The 22,113-nt window shown below is 65.4% G+C and carries 22 protein-coding genes and 1 tRNA gene; 13 read left to right on the top strand and 10 right to left on the bottom strand.

Features of this window, described 5'->3' with window-relative positions:
- Positions 1-7: 7 nt before the first annotated feature.
- Positions 8-319, bottom strand: a complete 312-nt coding sequence (rplU, locus tag J2T47_RS17670) for a 50S ribosomal protein L21 (protein ID WP_015475683.1) — start codon at positions 317-319, stop codon at positions 8-10.
- A gap of 241 nt (positions 320-560) precedes the next feature.
- On the opposite strand from rplU, the gene J2T47_RS17665 reads away from it, so the two are divergent.
- Positions 561-1,529 carry a polyprenyl synthetase family protein gene (locus J2T47_RS17665; RefSeq protein WP_253449387.1) on the top strand — a complete coding sequence of 323 codons (969 nt, stop codon included), beginning with the start codon at positions 561-563 and terminating at the stop codon, positions 1,527-1,529.
- Positions 1,530-1,699: 170 nt separating this feature from the next.
- Complete coding sequence (locus tag J2T47_RS17660) at positions 1,700-1,924, top strand: PA4570 family protein (RefSeq protein ID WP_045217230.1); 225 nt, start codon at positions 1,700-1,702, stop codon at positions 1,922-1,924.
- Positions 1,925-2,059: 135 nt separating this feature from the next.
- Here the strand turns inward: J2T47_RS17660 and J2T47_RS17655 are convergent, their stop codons facing one another.
- From J2T47_RS17655 to J2T47_RS17630, 6 genes are all read right to left on the bottom strand, one after another.
- On the bottom strand, positions 2,060-2,677 hold the full coding sequence (locus J2T47_RS17655; RefSeq protein ID WP_253449385.1) for an FKBP-type peptidyl-prolyl cis-trans isomerase: 618 nt from the start codon (positions 2,675-2,677) through the stop codon (positions 2,060-2,062).
- Between the two features lie 101 nt (positions 2,678-2,778).
- Complete coding sequence (locus J2T47_RS17650) at positions 2,779-3,075, bottom strand: DUF6482 family protein (protein WP_253449383.1); 297 nt, start codon at positions 3,073-3,075, stop codon at positions 2,779-2,781.
- Positions 3,076-3,201: 126 nt separating this feature from the next.
- Complete coding sequence (locus J2T47_RS17645; protein WP_253449381.1) at positions 3,202-3,696, bottom strand: TIGR00645 family protein; 495 nt, start codon at positions 3,694-3,696, stop codon at positions 3,202-3,204.
- 186 nt (positions 3,697-3,882) lie between these two features.
- Complete coding sequence (locus J2T47_RS17640) at positions 3,883-4,224, bottom strand: hypothetical protein (protein WP_081517330.1); 342 nt, start codon at positions 4,222-4,224, stop codon at positions 3,883-3,885.
- A 146-nt stretch (positions 4,225-4,370) separates the two neighbouring features.
- A complete protein-coding gene (locus tag J2T47_RS17635) occupies positions 4,371-6,902 on the bottom strand; it encodes a Lon protease family protein (RefSeq protein ID WP_253449379.1) in 2,532 nt (843 codons plus the stop codon).
- Positions 6,903-6,998: 96 nt separating this feature from the next.
- Positions 6,999-7,322 carry a TraR/DksA family transcriptional regulator gene (locus J2T47_RS17630; protein ID WP_045217219.1) on the bottom strand — a complete coding sequence of 108 codons (324 nt, stop codon included), beginning with the start codon at positions 7,320-7,322 and terminating at the stop codon, positions 6,999-7,001.
- A 230-nt stretch (positions 7,323-7,552) separates the two neighbouring features.
- Between J2T47_RS17630 and J2T47_RS17625 the strand changes: the two genes are divergently transcribed.
- Both J2T47_RS17625 and J2T47_RS17620 read left to right on the top strand, forming a co-directional pair.
- The gene (locus tag J2T47_RS17625) at positions 7,553-8,041 is read left to right on the top strand and encodes a DUF3015 domain-containing protein (protein ID WP_038803701.1); all 489 of its coding nucleotides are present in this window, start codon (positions 7,553-7,555) and stop codon (positions 8,039-8,041) included.
- A 61-nt stretch (positions 8,042-8,102) separates the two neighbouring features.
- On the top strand, positions 8,103-9,968 hold the full coding sequence (locus J2T47_RS17620) for an Lnb N-terminal periplasmic domain-containing protein (RefSeq protein WP_253449376.1): 1,866 nt from the start codon (positions 8,103-8,105) through the stop codon (positions 9,966-9,968).
- 13 nt (positions 9,969-9,981) lie between these two features.
- On the opposite strand, the gene rtcR is transcribed toward J2T47_RS17620, so the two are convergent.
- Positions 9,982-11,583, bottom strand: a complete 1,602-nt coding sequence (gene rtcR / locus J2T47_RS17615) for an RNA repair transcriptional activator RtcR (RefSeq protein WP_253449373.1) — start codon at positions 11,581-11,583, stop codon at positions 9,982-9,984.
- A gap of 283 nt (positions 11,584-11,866) precedes the next feature.
- Between rtcR and J2T47_RS17610 the strand changes: the two genes are divergently transcribed.
- From J2T47_RS17610 to J2T47_RS17575, 8 genes are all read left to right on the top strand, one after another.
- Positions 11,867-11,939: transfer RNA gene (locus J2T47_RS17610), tRNA-OTHER, on the top strand.
- Positions 11,940-12,286: 347 nt separating this feature from the next.
- Positions 12,287-13,429, top strand: a complete 1,143-nt coding sequence (locus J2T47_RS17605) for a slipin family protein (RefSeq protein ID WP_253449371.1) — start codon at positions 12,287-12,289, stop codon at positions 13,427-13,429.
- A gap of 31 nt (positions 13,430-13,460) precedes the next feature.
- On the top strand, positions 13,461-13,859 hold the full coding sequence (locus J2T47_RS29350; protein WP_253449369.1) for a zinc-ribbon domain containing protein: 399 nt from the start codon (positions 13,461-13,463) through the stop codon (positions 13,857-13,859).
- On the top strand, positions 13,856-15,076 hold the full coding sequence (locus J2T47_RS17595; protein WP_253449367.1) for an RtcB family protein: 1,221 nt from the start codon (positions 13,856-13,858) through the stop codon (positions 15,074-15,076). Before J2T47_RS29350 ends, J2T47_RS17595 begins: the two co-directional genes overlap by 4 nt.
- A 9-nt stretch (positions 15,077-15,085) precedes the next feature.
- The gene (locus J2T47_RS17590; protein WP_253449365.1) at positions 15,086-15,664 is read left to right on the top strand and encodes a hypothetical protein; all 579 of its coding nucleotides are present in this window, start codon (positions 15,086-15,088) and stop codon (positions 15,662-15,664) included.
- 19 nt (positions 15,665-15,683) lie between these two features.
- A complete protein-coding gene (gene rtcA, locus J2T47_RS17585; protein WP_253449363.1) occupies positions 15,684-16,709 on the top strand; it encodes an RNA 3'-terminal phosphate cyclase in 1,026 nt (341 codons plus the stop codon).
- A 101-nt stretch (positions 16,710-16,810) separates the two neighbouring features.
- Positions 16,811-17,170 carry a hypothetical protein gene (locus J2T47_RS17580; protein WP_253449361.1) on the top strand — a complete coding sequence of 120 codons (360 nt, stop codon included), beginning with the start codon at positions 16,811-16,813 and terminating at the stop codon, positions 17,168-17,170.
- Positions 17,171-17,292: 122 nt separating this feature from the next.
- Positions 17,293-18,324 (top strand): cytochrome-c peroxidase, encoded by a 1,032-nt coding sequence (locus J2T47_RS17575; RefSeq protein ID WP_253449359.1) that lies wholly within the window; start codon positions 17,293-17,295, stop codon positions 18,322-18,324.
- A gap of 51 nt (positions 18,325-18,375) precedes the next feature.
- Here J2T47_RS17575 and gdhA read toward each other — a convergent pair whose 3' ends face one another.
- On the bottom strand, positions 18,376-19,710 hold the full coding sequence (gene gdhA, locus J2T47_RS17570) for an NADP-specific glutamate dehydrogenase (protein ID WP_253449357.1): 1,335 nt from the start codon (positions 19,708-19,710) through the stop codon (positions 18,376-18,378).
- A gap of 215 nt (positions 19,711-19,925) precedes the next feature.
- Here gdhA and J2T47_RS17565 point away from each other — a divergent pair, with 215 nt between their 5' ends.
- Positions 19,926-20,222, top strand: a complete 297-nt coding sequence (locus J2T47_RS17565) for a hypothetical protein (protein ID WP_253449355.1) — start codon at positions 19,926-19,928, stop codon at positions 20,220-20,222.
- 51 nt (positions 20,223-20,273) lie between these two features.
- Here J2T47_RS17565 and ettA read toward each other — a convergent pair whose 3' ends face one another.
- Positions 20,274-21,938 (bottom strand): energy-dependent translational throttle protein EttA, encoded by a 1,665-nt coding sequence (gene ettA / locus J2T47_RS17560; RefSeq protein ID WP_253449353.1) that lies wholly within the window; start codon positions 21,936-21,938, stop codon positions 20,274-20,276.
- Positions 21,939-22,113 lie beyond the last annotated feature (175 nt).

The following is a 22,113-nucleotide window of genomic DNA, read 5'->3' as shown; positions in this document are numbered from 1 at the left end:
AGAGGAATTAGGCCTGGATGCCGGTGATCTTGATTTCAGTGAACCACTGGCGGTGGCCCTGACGCTTCATGTGGTGCTTGCGGCGGCGGAACTTGATGATGCGCACTTTGTCGTGACGACCGTGGGAAACCACTTCTGCGGTCACTTTCGCGCCTTCTACCACCGGCAGGCCGATCTTGACGTCATCGCCGTTGGCGACCAGCAGAATGCGATCCAGGTTGATCGCTTCGCCGGTGGCAACGTCGAGCTTCTCGACCTTGAGGAATTCGCCTTCGGTGACTTTGTATTGCTTGCCACCAGTAACAATTACTGCGTACATCTGGATGTCTCCGTTAGACCTGCTCACCCGACGCTTTATAGAAAGAGGAATCGGTCGGCATGGCTGCATGGGGCCGGAAAGGACGCCCGTGCAATTGCGTAAGGCAGGATATGCCAGGGAAGTTCGGGGCCGCGATTGTACGCAAAGCCCCAGTGAGGATCAAGCCCCATGGGGCCTTGCCTTGACAGCCCAAACAGCGCCACCTAGCATGCCGCGCAATCTACGAGGAGCGCTGTCTTTAATGCAACCCCAGGCTTTCTATCGCGTGGTGGCGGACGACTTCACCGCCGTCGACGGCATTATCCGTCGCCAACTCACTTCCCGCGTTCCCCTGGTGGAAAAGATCGGCGACTACATCATCTCTGCCGGCGGCAAGCGTCTTCGCCCGCTGCTGGTGCTCCTCTCCGGCAAGGCGCTGGGCTATTCGGGCGATGACCTGAAGCTGCTGGCCGCCACCATCGAATTCCTGCACACCTCCACCCTGCTGCACGACGATGTGGTCGACGCCTCCGGCCTGCGCCGTGGCCGCGCCACCGCCAATGCCCAGTGGGGCAACGCGCCGAGCGTGCTGGTGGGCGACTTCCTTTATGCGCGCTCCTTCGAAATGATGGTCGAGCTGGGCTCCATGCCGGTCATGCGCATCATTTCCCAGGCCACCCGCGTGATCGCCGAAGGCGAAGTGCTGCAACTGTCCAAGGTCCGCGACGCCAGCACCACCGAAGAAACCTACATGGAAGTCATCCGCGGCAAGACCGCGATGCTCTTCGAAGCCTCGACCCACAGTGCCGCCGCGCTGGCCAACGCCCAGCCGGAGCAATCCGAGGCGCTGCGCCTGTTCGGTGACGCCCTGGGCATCGCCTTCCAGCTGGTCGACGACCTGCTGGATTACCGCGGCGACGCCGCCAGCCTGGGCAAGAACGTCGGCGATGACCTCGCCGAGGGCAAGCCCACCCTGCCGCTGATCGCCACCATGCGCGACGGCACGCCGGAACAGGCCGCGCTGGTGCGCAAGGCCATCCAGCAGGGCGGCAGCCAGGACCTCGAAGGCATCCGCGCCGCCGTGGAAGCCGCAGGCGCGCTGGACTACACCGCCAACCTGGCCCGTGACTACGCTGCCCGCGCCATCGACTGCCTGAAGGCGCTGCCGGACAACGAGTACAAGGCCGCACTGATCGAACTGGCCGAGTTCGCCGTCGCGCGCACGCACTGAGCCGCCGTTTCGCCAAAGCCCGCCCCGGTTCGCCGCGGCGGGCTTTTTGTTGCCCGGCAGTTGACCGGGGACAACAGATCGTCGCCGGCGCAAAAATTTTTCCAATTCAGGCTTGCTATTGAGATAATAAGAATTATTCTCATTAAACGGTCTGCACGGAGGAACATGCCATGACCTACATGATCGACGCCTGGCTGGATCGCCCGCACCCCTACCTGCGCATCCTGCATCGGGACACCGGGGAAGTCTGCGCGGTGCTGGAAGAAGAAGCCCTGGACGAGCTGCGCGAACAGGGCGGCCTGGAGCTGTCCGAACTCAATACCAGCGAGCCGCTGGTGCTCAAGGAGCTGGTGCGCAACCTGTTCCTGTTCTGTTACGCCCGCGCACTGCGCTAGACGCTCTTTACGATGGCGCAGGAAGCGCCGTCGGTGCGGTCGCCGCCCGGGAGGCGGCTGCACAAAGGGGCGCCGGAGCGCCCCTTTTCCTGCGCAGTCGCCAGGGATGGCACTGCGCAGCGAACCATTCGGAAATCAGAGGATTTCCAGCAGCTCGACGTCGAACACCAGCACGCTATGCGGCGGGATGCTGCCGACAGCCTGGCCACCGTAGGCCAGCTCGCTCGGTACGTGCAGGCGCCACTTGCTGCCGGCGTTCATCAGTTGCAGGGCCTCGACCCAGCCGGCGATCACACCGCCCACCGGGAATTCGGCCGGCTGGCCGCGCTCGTAGGAGCTGTCGAAGACAGTGCCGTCGACCAGGGTGCCGTGGTAGTGGGTACGCACGGTGTCTTCGCGGGACGGCTTGGCGCCTTCGCCGGTGGTCAGCACTTCGTACTGCAGGCCGGACGGCAGGACGGTCACGCCTTCGCGCTTGGCGTTTTCCACCAGGTACTCGCGACCAACGGCGGCGGCAGCTTCGGCTTTCGCCTGGGCGTCGGCCTGCATGCGCTCGCGGATCACCTGGAAGCTGGCGGACAGGGCTTCGCCCGGAACGCGGCTTTCGGCGCCAGCGTAGGCGTCGGACAGGCCGGCCAGGATGGCGTCGAGGGTCATGCCCGGAACCGGGTTCTCGCGCAGCTGGTCACCCAGCTGACGGCCAATGCCGTAGCTGACGCGGGCTTCGTCGGTGGAAAGGTTGAGTTCGCTCATGGCGGCGCTCCGCTGGGGGTTCAAAAAAGGGCCGCCAGCCTAGCACAGATGCACCGCCTCCCCCACCGCGCAAGCCTCGCGCAGCGCGCCACGCAGCGAACTCAGTGCAACGGCATGGTCACGCCGGCGCCGATGTCGCGCTCGTCGTCCATACCGCACATCTCGTCATGCACCACCGCATGCACCAGATGAAACGGGACGCTGGGCAGCGCCTTCAGCACCTCACGCGCATGCGCGACCGAGCGCACGCTGATGACGTGCCCGGCCTCGTCCTGGACCGGATAGAAGCGCGCGCCCATGCGCGCCTCCAGCACGTAGATATCGCCTTCCAGCGACACCAGGTTGATCTCGTCGATGTCGCCGGCGACGGAGCGGCTGGTCAGTTCCTGCAGATTCATGTGCTGCACCTCCTGCGGATTGATCCACGCAAAAAGTCTTGTACAGCAGGCGCTCACCGCAAGCCGAAAACGCAACCGCCCGTCCGTTTTGCAACGGCCGGGCGGTGTGGATAACCCAGCAAAGCGTCAGTGGTCGTGGCGCGTGGCCTTGTCCAGGTAGCCCATGGCAAAGGCCGAGAGGACGAAGGTGAGATGGATGATCACGTACCACATCAGCTTGTTGTCTTCGATGTTCTTGGCGTCCATGAAGATGCGCAGCAGGTGGATCGAAGAGATCGCGACGATGGAGGCAGCCACCTTGTTCTTCAGCGAACTGGCGTCCATCTTGCCCAGCCAGCTGAGCTTTTCCTTGTCGTCGTCGATGTCCAGCTGCGACACGAAGTTCTCGTAGCCGGAGAACATCACCATCACCAGCAGGCCGCCAACCAGCGCCATGTCGATCAGCGACAGGATCACCAGCACCAGGTCCGCCTCGGCGATGGAGAAGATGCCCGGCAGGATGTGGAAGATTTCCTGGAAGAATTTGATGGTCAGCGCCAGCAGGGCCAGTGACAGGCCGATGTAGATCGGCGCCAGCAGCCAGCGCGCCGCGTACAGGGAGTTCTCGATGAAACGTTCCATGGTGCTCGCAGGAAAAGTCTTGGGGAAAGGGCGCCGCAGTATAGCGGATGACTTTTACGAGTTACCCCGGCTTTCTATGGATAAATATGTCTGCGGGGCAATAGGTTCGCAGCCGCGGCATGAAACCGCAGCAGCCAGACGCCCCGCGGCCTACAGCGGCTTGCGCAGGGGCTGCGCAAGCCTGCCTCAACCCTCGGGGCGGAACTGGAAATTGCCCACATGGCGCGAACGCTCGCCGTTCAGCCGGCGCAGTTCGCCCTGAAGGTGCAACTGCCAGATAGGGGGATCCTCCGCCACGATATAGCCCTGCTGGGCCAGGCAGTCGGAGATCGCTTCGAGTACGCCCTCGGCGACGAAAGGCCCGCAGAACGGGCCCTGCGCCTTGATGGCGGTGGGCTGCGCACCGGACATGCCGGCAGCGCACAACAAGGTCCAGAGTCCATTCTCTCCGGCCAGCGGCCTGATCTCGCACTCGATGCGCGTGGTCAGCCCCAGACAGGGGCGGATAAGGCAGAGGTTACGCGGCATGGCGGCACCCTCGCGGTTGTCCTGGGTTTGAGACTACACCCAGGTTCCGACACGCGAAAGCGCGGATTTATCCACTCATCTTGCGGGCAACGGAGTGTAAAACGCGCGGACAGGGCGCCGTGGCGGCGACCCTGTCCTGGCGTCAATCAGTCGGCGTCCTTCTTCTTGCGGGCACGCTCCTTTTTCACCGGAGCCTTCTCGGCGGGAGCCTTCTCCACCGGGGCCACAGGAGCCTTCTCCGCCTTCGGCTTGCTGGCGGGCTTGGCGACGGCAGGTTCCTTGGCCGGTTTTTCCTTCTCCTCCTCGTCCATGCCCAGTTCGGAGATCTCCTTCAGGCGCTCGACGACACGGGCGTTGACGCTGCCCTTGGGGAAGTAGCCCTTGGCATCCGGCGCACCCGCCGGTTCGCCGACCAGCAGGCTCAGCGCTTCGTCGGCCTGGCGCACGGCGTAGATATGGAACTGGCCGTTGCGCACCGCCTGCAGCACGCGCTCGTCGAGCATCAGGGTGGCGACGTTGGCGCGCGGGATGATCACGCCCTGCTCGCCGGTCAGGCCGCGCGCCTCGCAGAGGCGGAAGAAGCCCTCGATCTTCTCGTTGACCCCGCCGACCGCCTGCACCTCACCGAACTGGTTGATCGAACCGGTGATGGCGAAGCACTGCCGCAGCGGCGTGCGCGACAGGGCGGAGATCAGCGTGCAGACCTCGCCCAGCGACGCGCTGTCGCCGTCCACGTAGCCGTAGGACTGCTCCAGGGCGATGCTCGCGGAAATCTCCAGGGGGAATTCCTGGGCGTAGCGGCTGCCAAGGTAGCCGGTGAGGATCATCACGCCCTTGGAGTGAATCGGCTGGCCGAGGTTGACCTCGCGCTCGATGTCGACGATGCCGCTACCGCCCGGGTAGACGGTGGCGGAGATGCGCGCCGGCATGCCGAAGGCCGAGTCACCGACTTCCAGCACGGTCAGGCCGTTGCACTTGCCCACCGCGGCGCCTTCGCTGTCGATCAGGATGATGCCGGCGAGGATGTCGTCGAGAATCCGCGCCGACACGCGGCCGGTGCGGGTTTCCTTGGCCTTGAGGGCACGTTCGATATGGCCCAGGTCGGTCACTTCCTGGCCGGCCAGCTGACGGATGAAGTCTGCCTCGCTGACCAGCTGGAACAGGTCGCCGATGCGCGCCGAGAGACGGCCCTGGTGCTCGGCCAGGCGTGCACTGTAGGTCGCCAGGCGCGCCACGGCTTCACGGGTGAGCGGTGCCAGCCCTTCTTCCGAGGTGCGGGTCTTGAGCAACTGGGCGAACTGTTCGAGGCTGTCCTCGGCGAGCGGGATGTCCTCGTCGAAGTCCACCAGCACGCGGAACATCTCCTGGAAGTCCGGATCGAGATCCTGCAGCGTGTAGTAGATCTGCCGCGAGCCGATGATGATCACCTTGAGGTTCAGCGGGATCACCTGGGGCGTCAGACTCATGGCGGTCAGGCGGCCGAGTTCGGCCAGGGGCGATTCCATCTTCAGCTGGCGCGATTGCAGCGCACGCTTGAGGGCGTCCCAGACGAACGGCTCGCTCAGCAGCTTCTCCGCCTCCAGCACCAGGAAGCCGCCGTTGGCACGGTGCAGAGCACCGGGGCGCAGCTGACGGTAGCTGGTGTAGAGCGCGCCCTGGTCTGAGGCATACTCGATGCGGCCGAACAGGTTGTCGTAGGTCGGGTGTGACTCGAACACCACCGGCGCGCCACTGGTGGCGTGATGACCGATCGCCTGGTTCGGCGCGTACTGCTCCTCCAGACTCTGCTTGCGCTGCGGATCGGTGCGCTCGGCGTCCACCAGCTGGTCGACCACGGTCTTCAGCAGGTTGAGCTGCATGGCCTGCAGGTAGGTGCTCACCCCGGTGTTGTTGTTGTACTTCTCCACCAGCGGCGCCAGCAGCGGCTGCAACGCCAGGGTGATGGTTTCCTCGTTGAGCTGGCGCAGCTGATTGCTCGACTCGCGCTTCCACTGCGGCAGGCTGGAAAGCTCTTCGTTGAGGTGCTCCTCCAGGTCGGCGATGTCGGCGTGGAAGCGCTCGCGCTCCTCTTCCGGCAGCTGGGCGAAATCGGCTTCATCCAGCGCCTTGCCATCCTTCATCGGGGTGAAGGCGATGTTGGAGCTGTCGCGATAGAGGGCGACCTCCTTCTCCAGCGCCAGGCGCTCGACATTATCCAGGGCCTTGTCGTAACGCTGGTTGAAGGCGCGGTCGATGGCGCTCTTCTTCTGCTGGTAGGCCGGGTTCTCGAACACCGAGGGGAAGGTGGACAGCAGGTTGTCGATCAGGTGATCGATATCGGCGCCGAACTCGGCGGCGCTGCCCGGCGGCAGTTCGATCACGCGCGGCTCGCGCGAATCGTCGAAATTGTTGACGTAGACCCAGTCGGCTGGCGTCGGCAGGCGCTTGCCCTCGGCCTTCAGATAGCGCTGCACGAAGGAGAAGCGACCGGTACCCGGCTCGCCCATGACGAATACGTTGTAACCCGGACGCGGCATCGCCACGCCGAACTGCAGCGCCTCGACCGCGCGCTCCTGTCCGAGCACGCCCAGGAAAGGCTCCAGTTCTTCGGTGGTCTTGAAGGGAAACTGTTCGGGGGTGAAGGGGCGGGTCAGTTCATCGGGCGCCAGGCGCAGGCCGGCAGCAACGGAATCGGGCATTGGAGGTCCTTGCTTCGGGCGGCGCGAGGCCGCGGAGATTCGTCCGCATTCTCGCGCCGCCCGCGCGCCACTGGCAAGGCAGTATTGGTGACAGTTTCAGTCCACCGCATCGGCGCAGCGCAGGCAGTGCTCGGCGGCCGGCAACGCGCGCAGGCGGCGCTCCTCGATGGCCTCGCCGCAACGCGCGCACTCGCCGTAGGTGCCGTCAGCCAGACGCAGGCGCGCCAGGCCCACCAGGCGCATGCCGGCGTCCGCTTCGGCGAGCAGGGCGCGCAGCACGTCGTCGTTCTGCCGCTGCTGGGCCTGTTCGGCGAAGTCCGGCGAATGGCTGCGTCCGAGGTCGCGGCGGATGGCCTCGGCACGCTTGGAATACTCGGCCGCCAGCTGGTCCAGCGCTGGCCGTGGATCGAAATCGACCATGACGACTTCCTCGCAAGGGGAACTGATTCAAGTGTGGTCGGTTCCAAGACTTCCGCCGCTGATGCCGATCAATTGCCGGTCATCCCGGCCAGCTCGCCGGGCCCGGTCTTACTGGCGGCAGCAGCGCTTGCCTTGACACCCGCAAGGCATTGGAGAAAAGCTCTGACCAGGCGCTGTTTTGCTGTCAGCGACTGTTCACCGGTCCCCGACCTCAAAAAGAGAGAAAAACGATGAAAAGGATTCTGCTCGGTACCCTCCTCGCCACCGCCTCCCTGAGCGCCCTCGCCGATGCACCCGGCAGCGACGGCTGCGGCTGGGGCAACATGCTGTTCAAGGGCCAGCGCGGCACCGCCACCCACGTCCTGGCAGCCACCACCAACGGCACCAGCGGCAACAACACCTTCGGCATGACCACCGGCACCAACGGCTGCCACACCAATGGCGCGCTGACCTACGGCGGCAAGCCGATGATCGTGCTCAGCAGCATGATGGACGAGCTGTCCGAAGACATGGCCAAGGGTGACGGCGAAGCGCTGACCACCTACGCCGTCGTGCTGGGCGTGAAGCCCGAGGACCGCGCGCACTTCGCCCAGGTCACCCACGAGCACTTCGCGCAGATCTTCAACAAGTCCGACGTCACCGCCGAAGACGTCTACGCCAACACCCAGGCCGTCCTGAAGCAGGACAGCACCCTGGCCAAGTACGCCGAACAGGCCTGATGGCCGACGCGAGCCCGCCGCCTGAGGGCGGGCTCACCCTTCCCTCCCAGTAGCCCACTCGATGCCCAAACGCCTGTTGCCCTGGATGGCGCTGTGCGCCTGCACCCCACTGCTGGCTTCGCCGGCAATCGACCCACAACGCCTGCAGAGCCTGGCCGACGAGCCCTACTGGCTGGCCCTGGGTCACTACGAACACGCCAAGCTCGGTGGCTGGCGCAGCTTCGTCGACGACCCGAAGTTCTTCCTCGCCAAGGACGGAGAGCGCCACCCGCCATCCGAACTGGCCGCCACGCTGAAGGCGCTCTACGCCCCGCCCAGCCTCGGCGACAAGCATGCCCAGTGCGTGTACCCGGCGCGCACCCGCTGGCTTCGCCAGCAGTTGCAGCTCGCTGACCTGCCGACGGTGGAGTGCAAGGAATTCACCACCTGGTACCAGGACATCAACCCGCACAGCGCCGTGCTGGTATTCCCGGCCGCCTACCTGAACAGCCCGTCCTCGATGTTCGGCCATACCCTGCTGCGCATCGACCAGGCCGACGTCGACTCCGACAACACCGCGCTGCTCAGCTATGCGCTCAACTTCGGCGCCTACATCGAGGGCATGGACAACAGCATCCTCTACGCCTGGAAGGGCCTGATGGGTGGCTACCCCGGCCTGTTCGCCCTGGTGCCCTACCGCGAGAAGCTCTCCGAATACAGCCGCCTGGAGAACCGCGACCTCTGGGAATACCGCCTGAACCTGACGCCGGAAGAAACCGCGCGCATGGTCGAGCACGTCTGGGAGCTGAAGCAGATCCGCTTCAAGTACTACTTCTTCGACGAGAACTGCTCCTTCCGCCTGCTGGAACTGCTGGAGATCGCCCGCCCCGGCACCGAGCTCACCGACCACTTCCCGCTCACCGCCATCCCCACCGACACGGTGCGCGCGGTGAAGGACGCCGGACTGATCGACCGGGTGGACTATCGCCCCTCCCGCGAGCGCGAGCTGCTGGCCCGCGGCGAACCGCTGAGCCACGACGAGAAGGTACTGGCCCGCCACATCGCCGACGACGACAGCCAGCTGCAAAGCCCCGAATTCGCCGCCCTGCCCGCCGACCGCCAGGCGCTGGTGCAGGACACAGCCTTCCGCCTCGTGCGCTACCGCGCCACCGGCCAGGAACGCGACCAGTCCACCGCCTCGCGCAGCTACAACCTGCTCAAGGCGATCAACAGGAACCCGCCGCCAGCACTGGACGTGGAGCGCCCCGGCCAGCCGGAAAACGGCCACGAATCACGCACCTGGCAACTGGGCGCCGGCAGCCGCGACGGCAAGGCCTTCGCCCAGTACGGCCTGCGCATGGCCTACCACGACCTCGACGACAACGCCTACGGCTTCCCCCTCGGCGCGCAGATCGAGATCGGCCAGCTCAAGCTGCGCCAGTACGAAGGCAACCGCTGGCAGCTGCAGCAACTGGACCTGGTCACCATCCGCTCCATGACGCCGCGCAACGAGCTGCTCAAGCCGCTGTCCTGGCAGGTCGCCGGCGGCTGGGAACGGGTGATCGGCAAGCACAGCGACAACGACCACGACACCCTGGTCGGCCACCTCAATGGCGGCGCCGGCGGCAGCTGGAAGCTCTCTGACGACCTGCAGGCCTACGCCCTGGGCACCGCGCGCATCGAGAACAACCCGGACTTCGCCGCCACCATCGCCCCGGCCATGGGCTTCGATACTGGAGTGCTGTGGAGCAACCCGCTGGGCAACCTCAGCCTCGAAGGCAAGGGCGACTACTTCCACAACGGCGAAGTACGCCGCACCCTGAGCTTCGGCCAGCAGGTGGAACTGGCCCGCAACCTCGGCCTGCGCCTGTCCGCCCAGCGCGAGTTCAGCCACGAGGCCAGCCCGCGCAGTGAAGTGATGCTGGAGCTGCGCTGGTACCACTACTGAGGCGCGCCGCGCCTCAGTAGTGCAGCGACGCCCAGTCCAGGCCGAAGCGCGCCAGGTACTTGCGCAGGCGGTCGGCGTCGTTGGGGTTCTGCTTCTCCTGGCGCGAGACGGCGAACAGCTGGCGGCCGGCGTCGGACAGGCTGCGCGCCTGCCGGCAGACGTCGATTACCGCTTCCAGCTGCAGGCGGTCGAACAGGTCCAGCGCTTCGGTGCCCTCTCCCAGCAGGCGATCCAGCAGGCTTTCTGCCTGGGTCGCACCCCAGGAGCGGCGCAGCCGGCCGATTTCTTCTTCCACCAGCACCTCGTCGATCCGCCCGCTGTCGGCCAGGGTCGCCATGCGCGTGATGGATGCCGACAGCTCGCGGAAGTTGCCGCTCCACAAGGCCTGCGCCGAGTTGGCGAAGGCCAGGTAGCGCGTGCGCGCCTCGCGGTTGAAGCGCACTAGGCGCCCCTGCTCGCGGGCGTGGCGCTCCAGCTCGAAATCAATGTTCGGCTCGATGTCCTCGCGGCGCCCGGCCAGCCCCGGCAGGTCGAAGGTCCAGAGGTTGATGCGGGCAAACAGGTCCTCGCGGAACAGCCCTTCGGCGACGCGCTCGCGCAGGTCACGGTGGGTGCCGGCGATCAGTTGGAAGTCGCTGCCCACCTCGCGGTCCGAGCCCAGCGGGAAGAAGCGCTTCTCCTCGATGGCCTTGAGCAGCATGGCCTGTTCGTCCAGGCCCAGCTCGCCGATCTCGTCGAGGAACAGCATGCCGCCGTCCGCCGCGCGCAGCAGGCCTTCGCGGGCATTCTGCGCGCCGGTGAAGGCGCCCTTGATGTGACCGAACAGCGCGGACATGGCGCCGTCGCCACGCAAGGTCGCGCAGTTCACTTCGACGAAACGGCCCTGGAACTGGTGCCGCGCGCGCTTGAGTTCATAAACCCGACGAGCGAGGAATGACTTGCCGGCGCCGGTCGGACCGATCAGCAGCATCGGCGCGCGGGAACGCCCGGCGACCCGCTCGATCTGCTCGATGGAGCGGTTGAAGTCGGCGTTGCGCGTGGCGATGCCTGACTTGAGGAAGGCCAGGCTCTCTTCCTGCTCACGGCGGAAGCGCGTGGCGATGCGGTCGTAGCGCGACAGGTCGAGGTCGATGACCGCGACCGTCCCTTCCGGCTGCCGCGCCTCGTCCTTGCGCCGCGCCGGCGAAGCCTGCACCAGCCGCGCCGGCAGGTAGCGCGCCTCGGTGAGGAGGAACCAGCAAATCTGCGCGACGTGGGTCCCGGTGGTGATATGCACCAGGTAGTCCTCGTGCTCGGTATCGAAGGCGTAGCCACCGACGAAATCGTGCAGCGCGCCGTAGACCTCCTCGAAGTCCCACGGGTTGCGCAGCGCCATGGGCTGCAGGCGCACTTCGGTCTCCGGGGAGACTAGCCGAACGTCAGCAGCGATGCGCTCGGCCAGCCCGACATCCCGCGCGTCCAGCCCGTGAATCAGCTCCAGGCGGTCGACCAGCAGGTCCTGCTGCTGGCACAGGCCGACCGTGGGCCGCCACTTTTGCCAGCGTGCCGCGCCCTTGCCGACGCGATCCAGGGTGGAGCCGAGGAAGCCGATGGCGACGGTTTTCTTGGCTTTCATCTTTTATCCATAAAGATAAATAACGATCCTAGCATATCCATTAACTGCCCAATCGACCAATCAAGAATCACGGCCACTCGTTCAGAAAATAAAATTAAATCGTTATTTATCAACTAGTTAAAAATTCAGCACAAACCGAAAGCAAACCTGGCACGTCCCTCGCTATATCTCCCTCGACCGCATCGCTGATGCAGCCTACGGGCAGGGACTTCAATTCCCGCCGGTGCCCGAGCCCACCCCTGGTGTCGGCTTCGTGCATGCCGCTGCAGTAGTCACGGTCGATGGCGCGGTAGCTCAGCCCGGTAGAGCACTCCACTTCGCTGGAGCCGTCGCAGGTTCGAATCCTGCCCGCGCCGTTCGATAGCTCAGTCCGGTAGAGCAGCCGTTTTCGGATGGCCTGTCGCGGGTTCGACTCCCGCTCGAACACTGCCCTTTCACGGCAGCTACTCATGAAGGCAACACCCCGCCGGTGGGCGACGGGACAGGCGCAAACAGGCCAGGAAGGCCGGATACGCCAGGGACCCGAAGCCACCGCCGGCCCGCCCGGTACGAGGACCGGGCCCGCGACAAGGCAAGTGCTGGCCGATGGATTCGACGCAACGGACAGGCAGTCCGCAGCACCTGGCTCTCGCAGGCCCCGCCACGCCACCCGACGGGCCGGCGGACACCGGCACCCAGGACAAAATGAAGAAGGAAGAGAGAGATGAAACTGCTGAAGCGCTTTACCGTGAAGAAGAACGAACGCGCCCTGCTGTACTCCGAGGGCGATTTCCTGGCGATCCTCGAGCCGGGCATCCACCGCCACCTGGACCTGTACAACCGCCTGAGCGTGGAAACCTTCAGCCTCAACACCCCGCTGTTCGAACACCGCCTGGCCGGTTACCTGCGCCAGTCCGAACCTGCGCTGGTCGATCGCTACTTCACCCGCATGGACCTGGCCGAGAACGAGGCCGGCCTGCGCTTCGAGGACGGCGTGCTGGCGGAAATCCTCGCGCCAGGCAGCCGCCGGCTGTACTGGAAAGGCCAGACCGAACAGCGCCTGGAGCGCATCGACCTGAGCCAGGAGTACCGCGTCGCTCCGTCGCTGTTGCAGCAGATGCAGGGCAACCTGCGCGGCCGCAGCGTGATCGGCGTCGAGGCGCTGCTGGTGACCCTGGTCCCGGCCTACCAGGTCGGCGTGCTGAAGGTCGATGGCGCAGTGGTCGAGTTGCTGCCGGCAGGCCAGTACGGTTTCTGGCGCTACAACCGCCAGGTGAGCGTGGAGCTGATCGATACGCGGATCCAGGCGCTGGAAGTCAGCGGGCAGGAAATCCTCACCCGCGACAAGGTGAGCCTGCGCCTGAACCTGGCCGCCAACTGGCGTTACAGCGACGTGTTGACGGCGTTTTCCAGCCTGTCCAAACCGCTGGAGCACCTCTACCGCGAGCTGCAGTTCGGCCTGCGCGCGGCGGTGGGCACCCGCTCGCTGGATGAGTTGCTGGAGAACAAGCAGCTCATCGACGACTCGGTCAGCGCCTACCTGAAGGAACGGCTGCCGGGCACCGGCATCGAGGTCAGCGGCCTGGGCGTGCGCGACATCATCCTGCCGGGCGAGATGAAGACCCTGCTGGCCCAGGTGGTGGAGGCGGAGAAGGCCGCACAGGCGAACGTGATCCGTCGCCGCGAGGAAACCTCGGCGACCCGCTCGCTGCTGAACACCGCCAAGGTGATGGAAGACAACCCCACCGCCCTGCGCCTGAAGGAACTGGAAACCCTGGAGCGGGTGGCCGAACGGATCGACCGCATCTCGGTATTCGGTGGCCTGGATCAGGTATTGAATGGACTGGTAACGCTGAAGCAGGCCTGACAAAGGCCTGCCCGGCGCAGGAGATCGCACGGTGAAGAGCAACAGGCAGCGCCGCCAGGAAATCCGCCAGAAGCGCGAGCGACGCAAGGCCAGGAAGACCGAGCGGGCCAGGCAGCCGGAAAGCCGTCTGGCACCGCCCGGCAGCGTCCCGGTCAACCGCTCGAACCTGGCGCCCTACAACAGCTATGGCGACCCGCTGTTCGTGCGCCGCGGCTGGTACGAGGACCAGGACTTCACCTGCCACGACTGCGGCGCCGAGCAGACCTGGACCGCCGCCCAGCAGAAGTGGTGGTACGAAGACTGTAAGGGACAGGTGTTTTCCACGGCGATACGCTGCCGCACCTGTCGATTGAACAAACGAATTCGCGATGGCCGGGCGCAACCCGCTGCCGGCCAGCTCGCCACGCAACAGAAGAGAGACGAAACATGAGCACCAAGACCTTCCAGCTGCTGGAAGTCGCCCACGGCAAACCGATCAAGCTCTGGACCCAGGGCGTGCCGGTGGAAGACGACGCCAGGCAGCAACTGATGAACACCGCGAAGATGCCCTTCATCTTCAGGCACCTGGCCGTGATGCCGGACGTGCACCTGGGCAAGGGATCGACCATCGGCAGCGTGATTCCCACCAAGGGCGCCATCATCCCGGCCGCCGTGGGTGTGGATATCGGCTGCGGGATGATCGCCGCGCGCACCTCACTGGTGGCCGCCGACCTGCCGGACAACCTGCACGGCCTGCGTACCGCCATCGAAAGAGCCGTGCCCCACGGCAAGACCTTCGGCCGCCGCGACCAGGGCGCCTGGGAAGAGGTGCCCGATCATGCCGACAACGCCTGGCGCGCACTGGCTAGCCGCTTCAAGGTGATTACCGACAAGCAACCGAAGCTGGAGAAAACCAACAACCGCAAGCACCTGGGAACCCTCGGTACCGGCAACCACTTCATCGAGGTCTGCCTCGACGAAGCGGACCGCGTCTGGTTCATGCTGCACAGTGGCTCGCGCGGCGTGGGTAACGCCATCGGCAACCTGTTCATCGAACTGGCCCAGGCCGATATGCGCCAGCACATCGCCAACCTGCCGGACCGTGACCTGGCCTACTTCGAGGAAGGCAGCCAGCACTTCGACGACTACGTGGAAGCCGTGGGCTGGGCCCAGGACTTCGCCCGGCAGAACCGTGAACTGATGATGCACTCGGTGATCGCGGCCGCGCGGCAAATCATCCGCAAACCATTCGAGGCAAGCCTGGAAGCGGTGAACTGCCACCACAACTATGTGCAGAAGGAACGCCACTTCGGCGAAGAGGTACTGGTGACGCGTAAAGGCGCAGTGTCTGCGCAGAAGGGCCAGCTCGGCATCATTCCGGGGTCGATGGGCGCACGCAGCTTCATCGTCCGCGGCCTGGGCAACGAGGAAGCCTTCTGCTCGTGCAGTCACGGTGCCGGGCGGACCATGAGCCGCACCAAGGCGAAGAAGCTGTTCAGCGTCGAGGACCAGATTCGCGCCACCGCCCACGTCGAATGCCGAAAGGATGCCGACGTGATCGACGAGATCCCGATGGCCTACAAGGACATCGACGCCGTGATGGACGCCCAGCGCGAGCTGGTGGAAGTGCTGCATACCCTGCGCCAGGTGGTCTGCGTGAAAGGATGAGGTGAGGACATGCTGCAACCCATGGAAAACCAGCGCATGCAGGAGCTGCGCAGCCGCCTGGAACAGGAGCGCTGCGTCTTCGACTTCCGCGTGTTGACGCTCGACCCGACCGCCACGCCCGGCGAGGCGGAACATCGCCTGGCGTTGCAGCTGCTGTTCGAATCCATCCAGGAACGCGCACGCAAGTGGCAAGCGGAAGTCATCGCCCGCCACCCGCAGTACGCCACCCACGAATGGGCGGACCTGACGCCGGACCTGGCCCAGGCCCGCCCGCAGGCACTTTCCGCCGAGGCGGTGCGCGAGCTGGCTCGGGACGACGGCCCGCTGTGCCGCGCCTTCCGCGACCCGCCCTACGGCACCCAGCTGCAGGTCGCGGACTTCCGCGAATGGCTGCAGGCGCTGCGGCTGTATCCGGACGAAGGCCTGCAGGTGCTCGACTGGGTCGGCGACGGCGATGCCGAGCCGCACCGCAGCAACTGGAGCGGCTACTTCGATGACGGCAAGGAATGGTGGGGCATCTGGTGCCTCACCCTGTACAACCCGCGACGCCGGACATTGTCCGCGCTGGCCGCCAGCGCGACGGACTGAAGCTGCAAGGATCGAAGCAATGAACAAGGACCTCATCGAACTCGACGGCGCCGAAGGCGGCGGGCAGATTCTGCGCAGCGCGCTGAGTCTGTCGATGATCACCGGCAAGGCGCTTCGCATCGTCAATATCCGCGGCCGCCGTTCGCGGCCGGGACTGCTGCGCCAGCACCTGACCGCCGTGCGCGCGGCGGCGGAAATCTGTGGTGCGACAGTGGAAGGCGACGAGCTGGGCTCGCGCAGCCTGACCTTCCGCCCCGGCGCGATTCGCGGCGGTGACTACCGCTTCGCCATCGGCAGCGCGGGCAGCGCCGTGCTGGTGCTGCAGACGCTGTTGCCGGCCCTGCTGTTCGCCGACGGGCCGAGCAGCCTGGCAATCAGCGGCGGCACGCACAACCCGCTGGCGCCGCCGGCAGACTTCATCGAGCGCAGCTGGCTGCCATTGCTGCGACGCATGGGTGCGAAGGTCGACTTCGAGCTGTTGCGCCATGGCTTCATGCCGGCGGGCGGCGGTGAGTTGCTGGTGCGCACCACGCCCGGCGAGCTGCAGCCGCTGCACCTGCCGGAAGCCGGCTCCGTACTTTCGCGTTCGGCGCGCGCCCTGCTGGCGGCGATTCCCGGCCACGTGGGGGATCGCGAGCTGGAAAAGCTGAGGCGGCATCAGGACTGGCACGCAGCCTCCGCTCAGGTCGTCCGCCTGCCGGAAGACCAGGGGCCGGGCAACGCCTTGCTGCTGGACGTCGCGTGCGAGCAGTTGACCCTGGTGTTCTGCGCCTTCGGCCAGTCCGGGGTCAGCGCTGAGCGCGTGGCCAGCCAGGCGCTGCGTCAGGCCGAGGACTGGCGGCGCAGCGGCACCAGCGTCGAGGAACACCTCGCCGACCAGTTGCTACTGCCCATGGCCCTGGCCGGCGGCGGCAGCTTCACCACGCCGCTGCTGAGCGATCATCTGCGCAGCAATCGCGCGGTGATCGAAGCCTTTCTGCCAGTACAGGTCGACTGCACCGCAAGGCCGGCAGCTGGCCAGCACATCCGCATCACGCCGGCTTGACGCTTTCCTCACTACCCGCTGGCTAGATTGGCGCCCTGTCACCTCGAGTGGCGCCAACTCTTCCGGCGTGTGTGCCCGCCCATCGGCACACAGGAGTCCCCATGGCGCGTCGCGCCGCCCTCGTCCTGCTTAGCGCCGCACTGCTCGCCGGCTGTGAAACCACCCACGAAACCCTCGTCGCCCAGGGCTATCCGCCCGCCTATGCCGACGGCTACGACGACGGCTGCGGCAGCGGTCGCCAGGCGGCCGGCGCGATCACCGGCGAGTTCCGCAAGAACGTGCCGCGCTATCTGGACGAACCGAAATACGCCCTGGGCTGGAACGACGGTTTCCAGCAATGCCAGGCCATGCGCGTCAGCCAGGAGCGCCAGCAGTACGAGGAACAGCGCAACAGCGACCGGGACCGCGACTGGGAACAGCAGAAGGACCGCGCGCTGTCCCACGCCCTGCGCGGTAATTGAGACCGTGACAACGCTTCACCTCTGAACGACCCGTACGCTTGACCCTGGTCAAGCAGGCCCCTGGCCCCATCGCCTCTCCTTGAACTCAGAAGAAACCAAAGCCTGAGACAAGGAGACTCCACATGCAGCCCATCAGAATGGCCCTGGGCAGCCTGCTGCTGGCCGTGAGCACGGCGGCGGCGCAAGCCAACGCCGACACCCTGCGCGACAACGCCAACAGCATCTTCAAGCCCATTCCCGAGCAGGCCAGCGACAAGCTCGACCCCAATCAGATCGAACTCGGCCGGCAGCTGTTCTTCGAACCGCGCCTGTCCGCCAGCCACGTGATCAGCTGCAACACCTGCCACAACATCGGCACCGGCGGCGCCGACAACGTGCCCACGTCCAGCGGCCATGCCTGGCAGAAAGGCGCGCGCAACTCGCCCACGGTGTTCAACGCGGTGTTCAACGTCGCGCAGTTCTGGGATGGGCGTGCCAAGGACCTGGAAGAACAGGCCAAGGGGCCGGTGCAGAATCCGGTGGAGATGCACAACACGCCGAAGAACGTCGAGGCCACCCTGCAGAGCATGCCCGAGTATGTGGCGGCCTTCGAAAAGGCCTTCCCCGGCGACCAGCCGGCGGTCAGCTTCGACAACATGGCCCGCGCGCTGCAGGCCTTCGAGTCGACCCTGATCACCCCCGACTCGCGCTTCGACCTCTACCTCAAGGGCGACGGCAACGCCCTCGACGCCAGGGAGAAGAAGGGCCTGCAGACCTTCATGAGCTCGGGCTGCATCAGCTGCCACAACGGCGTGAACCTCGGCGGGCAGGCCTACTTCCCGTTCGGCCTGGTGAAGAAGCCCGACGGCAAGATCCTGCCCACCGGAGACAAGGGCCGCTTCGAGGTGACCAAGACACAGAACGACCAGTACGTATTCCGCGCCGCGCCCTTGCGCAACGTCGCCCTGACCGCACCGTACTTCCACAGTGGCCAGGTCTGGAGCCTGGAGGAAGCGGTGGCGATCATGGGCACCGCGCAGTTGGGCAAGCAGCTCAACGCCGACGAGATCAACGACATCGTCGCCTTCCTCAAGACCGCCACCGGCAAGCAACCCAAGGTGGAGTACCCGCTGCTGCCGCCAAGCACGGCGACCACGCCAAAGCCGGTGGATTGAGCTAAACGAAAAACGGGCCCGATGGGCCCGTTTTTCATACTGAGAGGGCGATCAGACCACGCCCTGGGCCAGCATGGCGTCGGCGACCTTGACGAAGCCGGCGATGTTGGCGCCCTTCACATAGTTGATCCGGCCATTTTCCTCGCCGTAGGCGACGCAGGCATGGTGGATGTTCTGCATGATGCCGTGCAGGCGCTGGTCCACTTCACCGGCGGTCCACAGCAGGCGCATGGCGTTCTGGCTCATCTCCAGGCCGCTGGTGGCGACGCCACCGGCGTTGGAAGCCTTGCCCGGCGCATAGAGGATGCCGGCCTCGATGAAGATATCCACAGCCTCCAGGGTCGAAGGCATGTTTGCGCCTTCGGCCACGCAGACGCAGCCGTTGGTCAGCAGGGTGCGCGCGTCATTGGCATCCAGTTCGTTCTGGGTCGCGCAGGGCAGCGCGATATCGCAGGCCAGCGACCACGGACGCTCGCCGGCAATGAAGCGCAGGCCAGGGCCGGTCATTTCGCTGAGACGGCCGCGACGGACATTCTTCAGCTCCATGACAGCTTCCCACTGCTCCAGGGTCAGGCCGGCCTCGAAGAACAGGGTGCCTTCGGAGTCGGACAGCGAGATCACCTTGCCGCCCAGTTCCATAACCTTCTGCGCGGCGTACTGGGCCACGTTGCCGGAGCCGGAGATGGCCACGCGCTGGCCGTCGAAGCCACTCTCGCGAGCCTTGAGCATCTCCTGGGCGAAATACACGCAGCCATAGCCGGTGGCTTCCGGGCGGATCAGGCTGCCGCCGTAGGACATGCCCTTGCCGGTCAGCACCGAGGTGAACTCGTTGGACAGGCGCTTGTACTGGCCGAACAGATAGCCGATCTCGCGGGCGCCCACGCCAATGTCGCCGGCCGGCACGTCGAGATCAGCGCCGACATGGCGGAACAGCTCGCTCATGAAGGACTGGCAGAAGCGCATGACTTCGGCGTCGCTCTTGCCCTTGGGATCGAAGTCCGAGCCACCCTTGCCGCCGCCCATGGGCAACGAGGTCAGGGAATTCTTGAACACCTGCTCGAAGGCCAGGAACTTCAGTACGCCCAGGTTCACCGAGGGGTGGAAGCGCAGCCCGCCCTTGTAGGGGCCGATGGCGCTGCTCATCTGGATGCGGAAACCGCGGTTGACCCGCACTCGTCCGGCATCATCCACCCACGGCACGCGGAACAGGATCGCGCGTTCGGGCTCGACGATGCGTTCGACGATGCCGGCCTGCAGGTAGTGCGGGTTGGCTTCGAGGAAGGGCCAGAGGGAGCGCAGCACCTCTTCCACCGCCTGGTGGAATTCGGGCTGATCGGGGTCGCGCCGCTTGAGGCGCTCGAGGAACGAGTCAACGGATTGCGTCATGTCTACACCGGTACTTTTCTGATTATGTGATGCTTTTTTGCCGGCAGACTCTAACAACCCACGCCGCCCCGAGATAGTGCAGCGTGACGCTTTTATGAATCTTTATGGTGCAAAAATATAAATCCCATTTCTGCCGGACCGGCAGAAAAACAGATTTTTGTATACAAAATCAATAGAAAAAGCACTCAACCGGTGCGAAAACCTGAGGACGATCCATGCCCGCACGCACGCCAGCTCTCCTCGCCGCGCTCACCTGCGCACTCGCCCTGCCCGCCCACGGAGCCATGAAACTGGGCAACTTCACCGATTCCGGCGCAATTCTCGTGGCGGACACCTTCGACAGCGAAGTGATCCACAAGTCGCAGTTCAGCACCGACGATCTGCAGCGCATGTCGCGCCAGCTGGAAGACCAGCAACGCACCCTGCAGGACCAGGCGCGGCAAATCGACACACTGCAGCGCCAGTTGGAAGAGCAGCGCCGCGCCCTGGACGATCTCAAGCGCAGCCGCTGACAGGCGCAAAAAAAACGGGGCCCGAAGGCCCCGTTTTCCTGCAGAAGCGGCTTACGCCAGCTTCTTGTAACGCACGCGGTGCGGCTGCGAGGCAGCGTCGCCCAGGCGCTTTTTACGATCGGCTTCGAACTCGGTGTAGTTGCCTTCGAAGAAGACCACCTTGCCGTCATCCTCGTAGGAGAGGATGTGGGTCGCGATGCGGTCCAGGAACCAGCGATCGTGGGAAATCACGATGGCGGCGCCGGGGAAGTCCAGCAGCGCTTCTTCCAGCGCACGCAGGGTTTCCACGTCGAGGTCGTTGGACGGTTCGTCGAGCAGCAGCACGTTGCCGCCCTGCTTCAGGGTCAGGGCCAGGTGCAGACGGCCACGCTCACCTCCGGAGAGATCCTTGACGAACTTCTGCTGGTCGCCGCCCTTGAAGTTGAAGCGGCCGACGTAGCTGCGCGACGGGACTTCGTAGTTGCCGATCCTGATCTGCTCGAAGCCGTCGGACACCTGCTCCCACACGGTCTTGTTGCCATCGAGGATTTCGCGGCTCTGGTCGACGCTGGCGATCTGCACGGTTTCGCCGATCTCGATGGTGCCCGAGTCCGGTTGCTCCTTGCCGGTCAGCATGCGGAACAGGGTCGATTTACCCGCACCGTTGCCGCCGATCACGCCGACGATGGCGCCCTTGGGAATGCTCAGCGACAGATCGTCGATCAGCTGGCGATCGCCATAGCCCTTGCTGACGTTGTGCAGCTCGATGACCTTGTCGCCCAGGCGCGGACCGGCCGGGATGTAGATCTCGTTGGTCTCGCTGCGCTTCTGGAATTCCTGCGATTGCATTTCCTCGAAGCGTTGCAGACGGGCCTTGGACTTCGACTGGCGAGCCTTGGCGCCCTGGCGCACCCACTCCAGTTCCGCCTTCATGGCCTTGGCGTGGGAGGCTTCCTGCTTGGCTTCCTGGGCCAGGCGGTTGGCCTTGGATTCCAGCCAGCCGGAGTAGTTGCCTTCGAACGGGATGCCCTGGCCACGGTCCAGCTCGAGGATCCAGCCGGCGACGTTGTCGAGGAAGTAACGGTCGTGGGTGATCGCTACCACGGTGCCCGGGAAGTCGTGGAGGAAGTGCTCCAGCCAGGCGACGGAGTCGGCGTCCAGGTGGTTGGTCGGTTCGTCCAGCAGCAGCATGTCCGGGGCGGACAGCAGCAGGCGGCAGAGGGCGACACGGCGCTTCTCACCACCGGAAAGGTGTTCGATCTTCGCATCCCACGGCGGCAGGCGCAGGGCGTCGGCGGCGACTTCCAGCTGACGCTCCAGGTTGTGGCCGTCGGAAGCCTGGATGATGGCCTCCAGCTTGGCCTGCTCGGCGGCCAGGGCGTCGAAGTCGGCGTCCGGCTCGGCGTAGGCGGCGTAGACCTCGTCCAGGCGGGCCTGGGCGGCCTTGATCTGGCCGACGGCCTCTTCGACGATCTCGCGCACGGTGGCCTGCGGATCGAGCTTGGGCTCCTGCGGCAGGTAACCGACGTTGATGCCGGGCATCGGGCGGGCTTCACCTTCGATCTCGGTGTCGACGCCAGCCATGATGCGCAGCAGGGTGGATTTACCCGCGCCGTTCAGGCCGAGCACGCCGATCTTGGCGCCCGGGAAGAACGACAGGGAAATGTTCTTGAGGATTTCACGCTTGGGCGGCACGACCTTGCCGACCCGGTGCATGGTGTAGACGTATTGAGCCATGGATACCTGACTTCTGGGATGAATTGTGATCGGGATGGCCGGAACGGACGACGGCAGGTTCCGGGACGCCGGCTCACTGGCCGGAGCGGCAGCGCTCGAACGCTTGCGAGCAGGCTGCCGGGGGGCGCGAACGGCCGATGGACGGCCCTTCGCGCGGGACTCTGCGCGGATGTAC

This window comes from Pseudomonas nitroreducens (genome assembly GCF_024170165.1).
Taxonomy (GTDB): domain Bacteria; phylum Pseudomonadota; class Gammaproteobacteria; order Pseudomonadales; family Pseudomonadaceae; genus Pseudomonas; species Pseudomonas nitroreducens_C.
The sequence above is the reverse complement of the archived record's forward strand: the minus strand, read 5'-3'. Positions and strand labels throughout refer to the sequence as shown.

Bases quoted from the DNA above. Each gene is read 5' to 3' on its own strand.
- rplU (WP_015475683.1), bottom strand. From the start codon at position 319: ATGTACGCAGTAATTGTTACTGGTGGCAAGCAATACAAAGTCACCGAA.
- J2T47_RS17665 (WP_253449387.1), top strand. From the start codon at position 561: ATGCAACCCCAGGCTTTCTATCGCGTGGTGGCGGACGACTTCACCGCC.
- J2T47_RS17660 (WP_045217230.1), top strand. From the start codon at position 1,700: ATGACCTACATGATCGACGCCTGGCTGGATCGCCCGCACCCCTACCTG.
- J2T47_RS17655 (WP_253449385.1), bottom strand. From the start codon at position 2,677: ATGAGCGAACTCAACCTTTCCACCGACGAAGCCCGCGTCAGCTACGGC.
- J2T47_RS17650 (WP_253449383.1), bottom strand. From the start codon at position 3,075: ATGAATCTGCAGGAACTGACCAGCCGCTCCGTCGCCGGCGACATCGAC.
- J2T47_RS17645 (WP_253449381.1), bottom strand. From the start codon at position 3,696: ATGGAACGTTTCATCGAGAACTCCCTGTACGCGGCGCGCTGGCTGCTG.
- J2T47_RS17640 (WP_081517330.1), bottom strand. From the start codon at position 4,224: ATGCCGCGTAACCTCTGCCTTATCCGCCCCTGTCTGGGGCTGACCACG.
- J2T47_RS17635 (WP_253449379.1), bottom strand. From the start codon at position 6,902: ATGCCCGATTCCGTTGCTGCCGGCCTGCGCCTGGCGCCCGATGAACTG.
- J2T47_RS17630 (WP_045217219.1), bottom strand. From the start codon at position 7,322: ATGGTCGATTTCGATCCACGGCCAGCGCTGGACCAGCTGGCGGCCGAG.
- J2T47_RS17625 (WP_038803701.1), top strand. From the start codon at position 7,553: ATGAAAAGGATTCTGCTCGGTACCCTCCTCGCCACCGCCTCCCTGAGC.
- J2T47_RS17620 (WP_253449376.1), top strand. From the start codon at position 8,103: ATGCCCAAACGCCTGTTGCCCTGGATGGCGCTGTGCGCCTGCACCCCA.
- rtcR (WP_253449373.1), bottom strand. From the start codon at position 11,583: ATGAAAGCCAAGAAAACCGTCGCCATCGGCTTCCTCGGCTCCACCCTG.
- J2T47_RS17605 (WP_253449371.1), top strand. From the start codon at position 12,287: ATGAAACTGCTGAAGCGCTTTACCGTGAAGAAGAACGAACGCGCCCTG.
- J2T47_RS17595 (WP_253449367.1), top strand. From the start codon at position 13,856: ATGAGCACCAAGACCTTCCAGCTGCTGGAAGTCGCCCACGGCAAACCG.
- J2T47_RS17590 (WP_253449365.1), top strand. From the start codon at position 15,086: ATGCTGCAACCCATGGAAAACCAGCGCATGCAGGAGCTGCGCAGCCGC.
- rtcA (WP_253449363.1), top strand. From the start codon at position 15,684: ATGAACAAGGACCTCATCGAACTCGACGGCGCCGAAGGCGGCGGGCAG.
- J2T47_RS17580 (WP_253449361.1), top strand. From the start codon at position 16,811: ATGGCGCGTCGCGCCGCCCTCGTCCTGCTTAGCGCCGCACTGCTCGCC.
- J2T47_RS17575 (WP_253449359.1), top strand. From the start codon at position 17,293: ATGCAGCCCATCAGAATGGCCCTGGGCAGCCTGCTGCTGGCCGTGAGC.
- gdhA (WP_253449357.1), bottom strand. From the start codon at position 19,710: ATGACGCAATCCGTTGACTCGTTCCTCGAGCGCCTCAAGCGGCGCGAC.
- J2T47_RS17565 (WP_253449355.1), top strand. From the start codon at position 19,926: ATGCCCGCACGCACGCCAGCTCTCCTCGCCGCGCTCACCTGCGCACTC.
- ettA (WP_253449353.1), bottom strand. From the start codon at position 21,938: ATGGCTCAATACGTCTACACCATGCACCGGGTCGGCAAGGTCGTGCCG.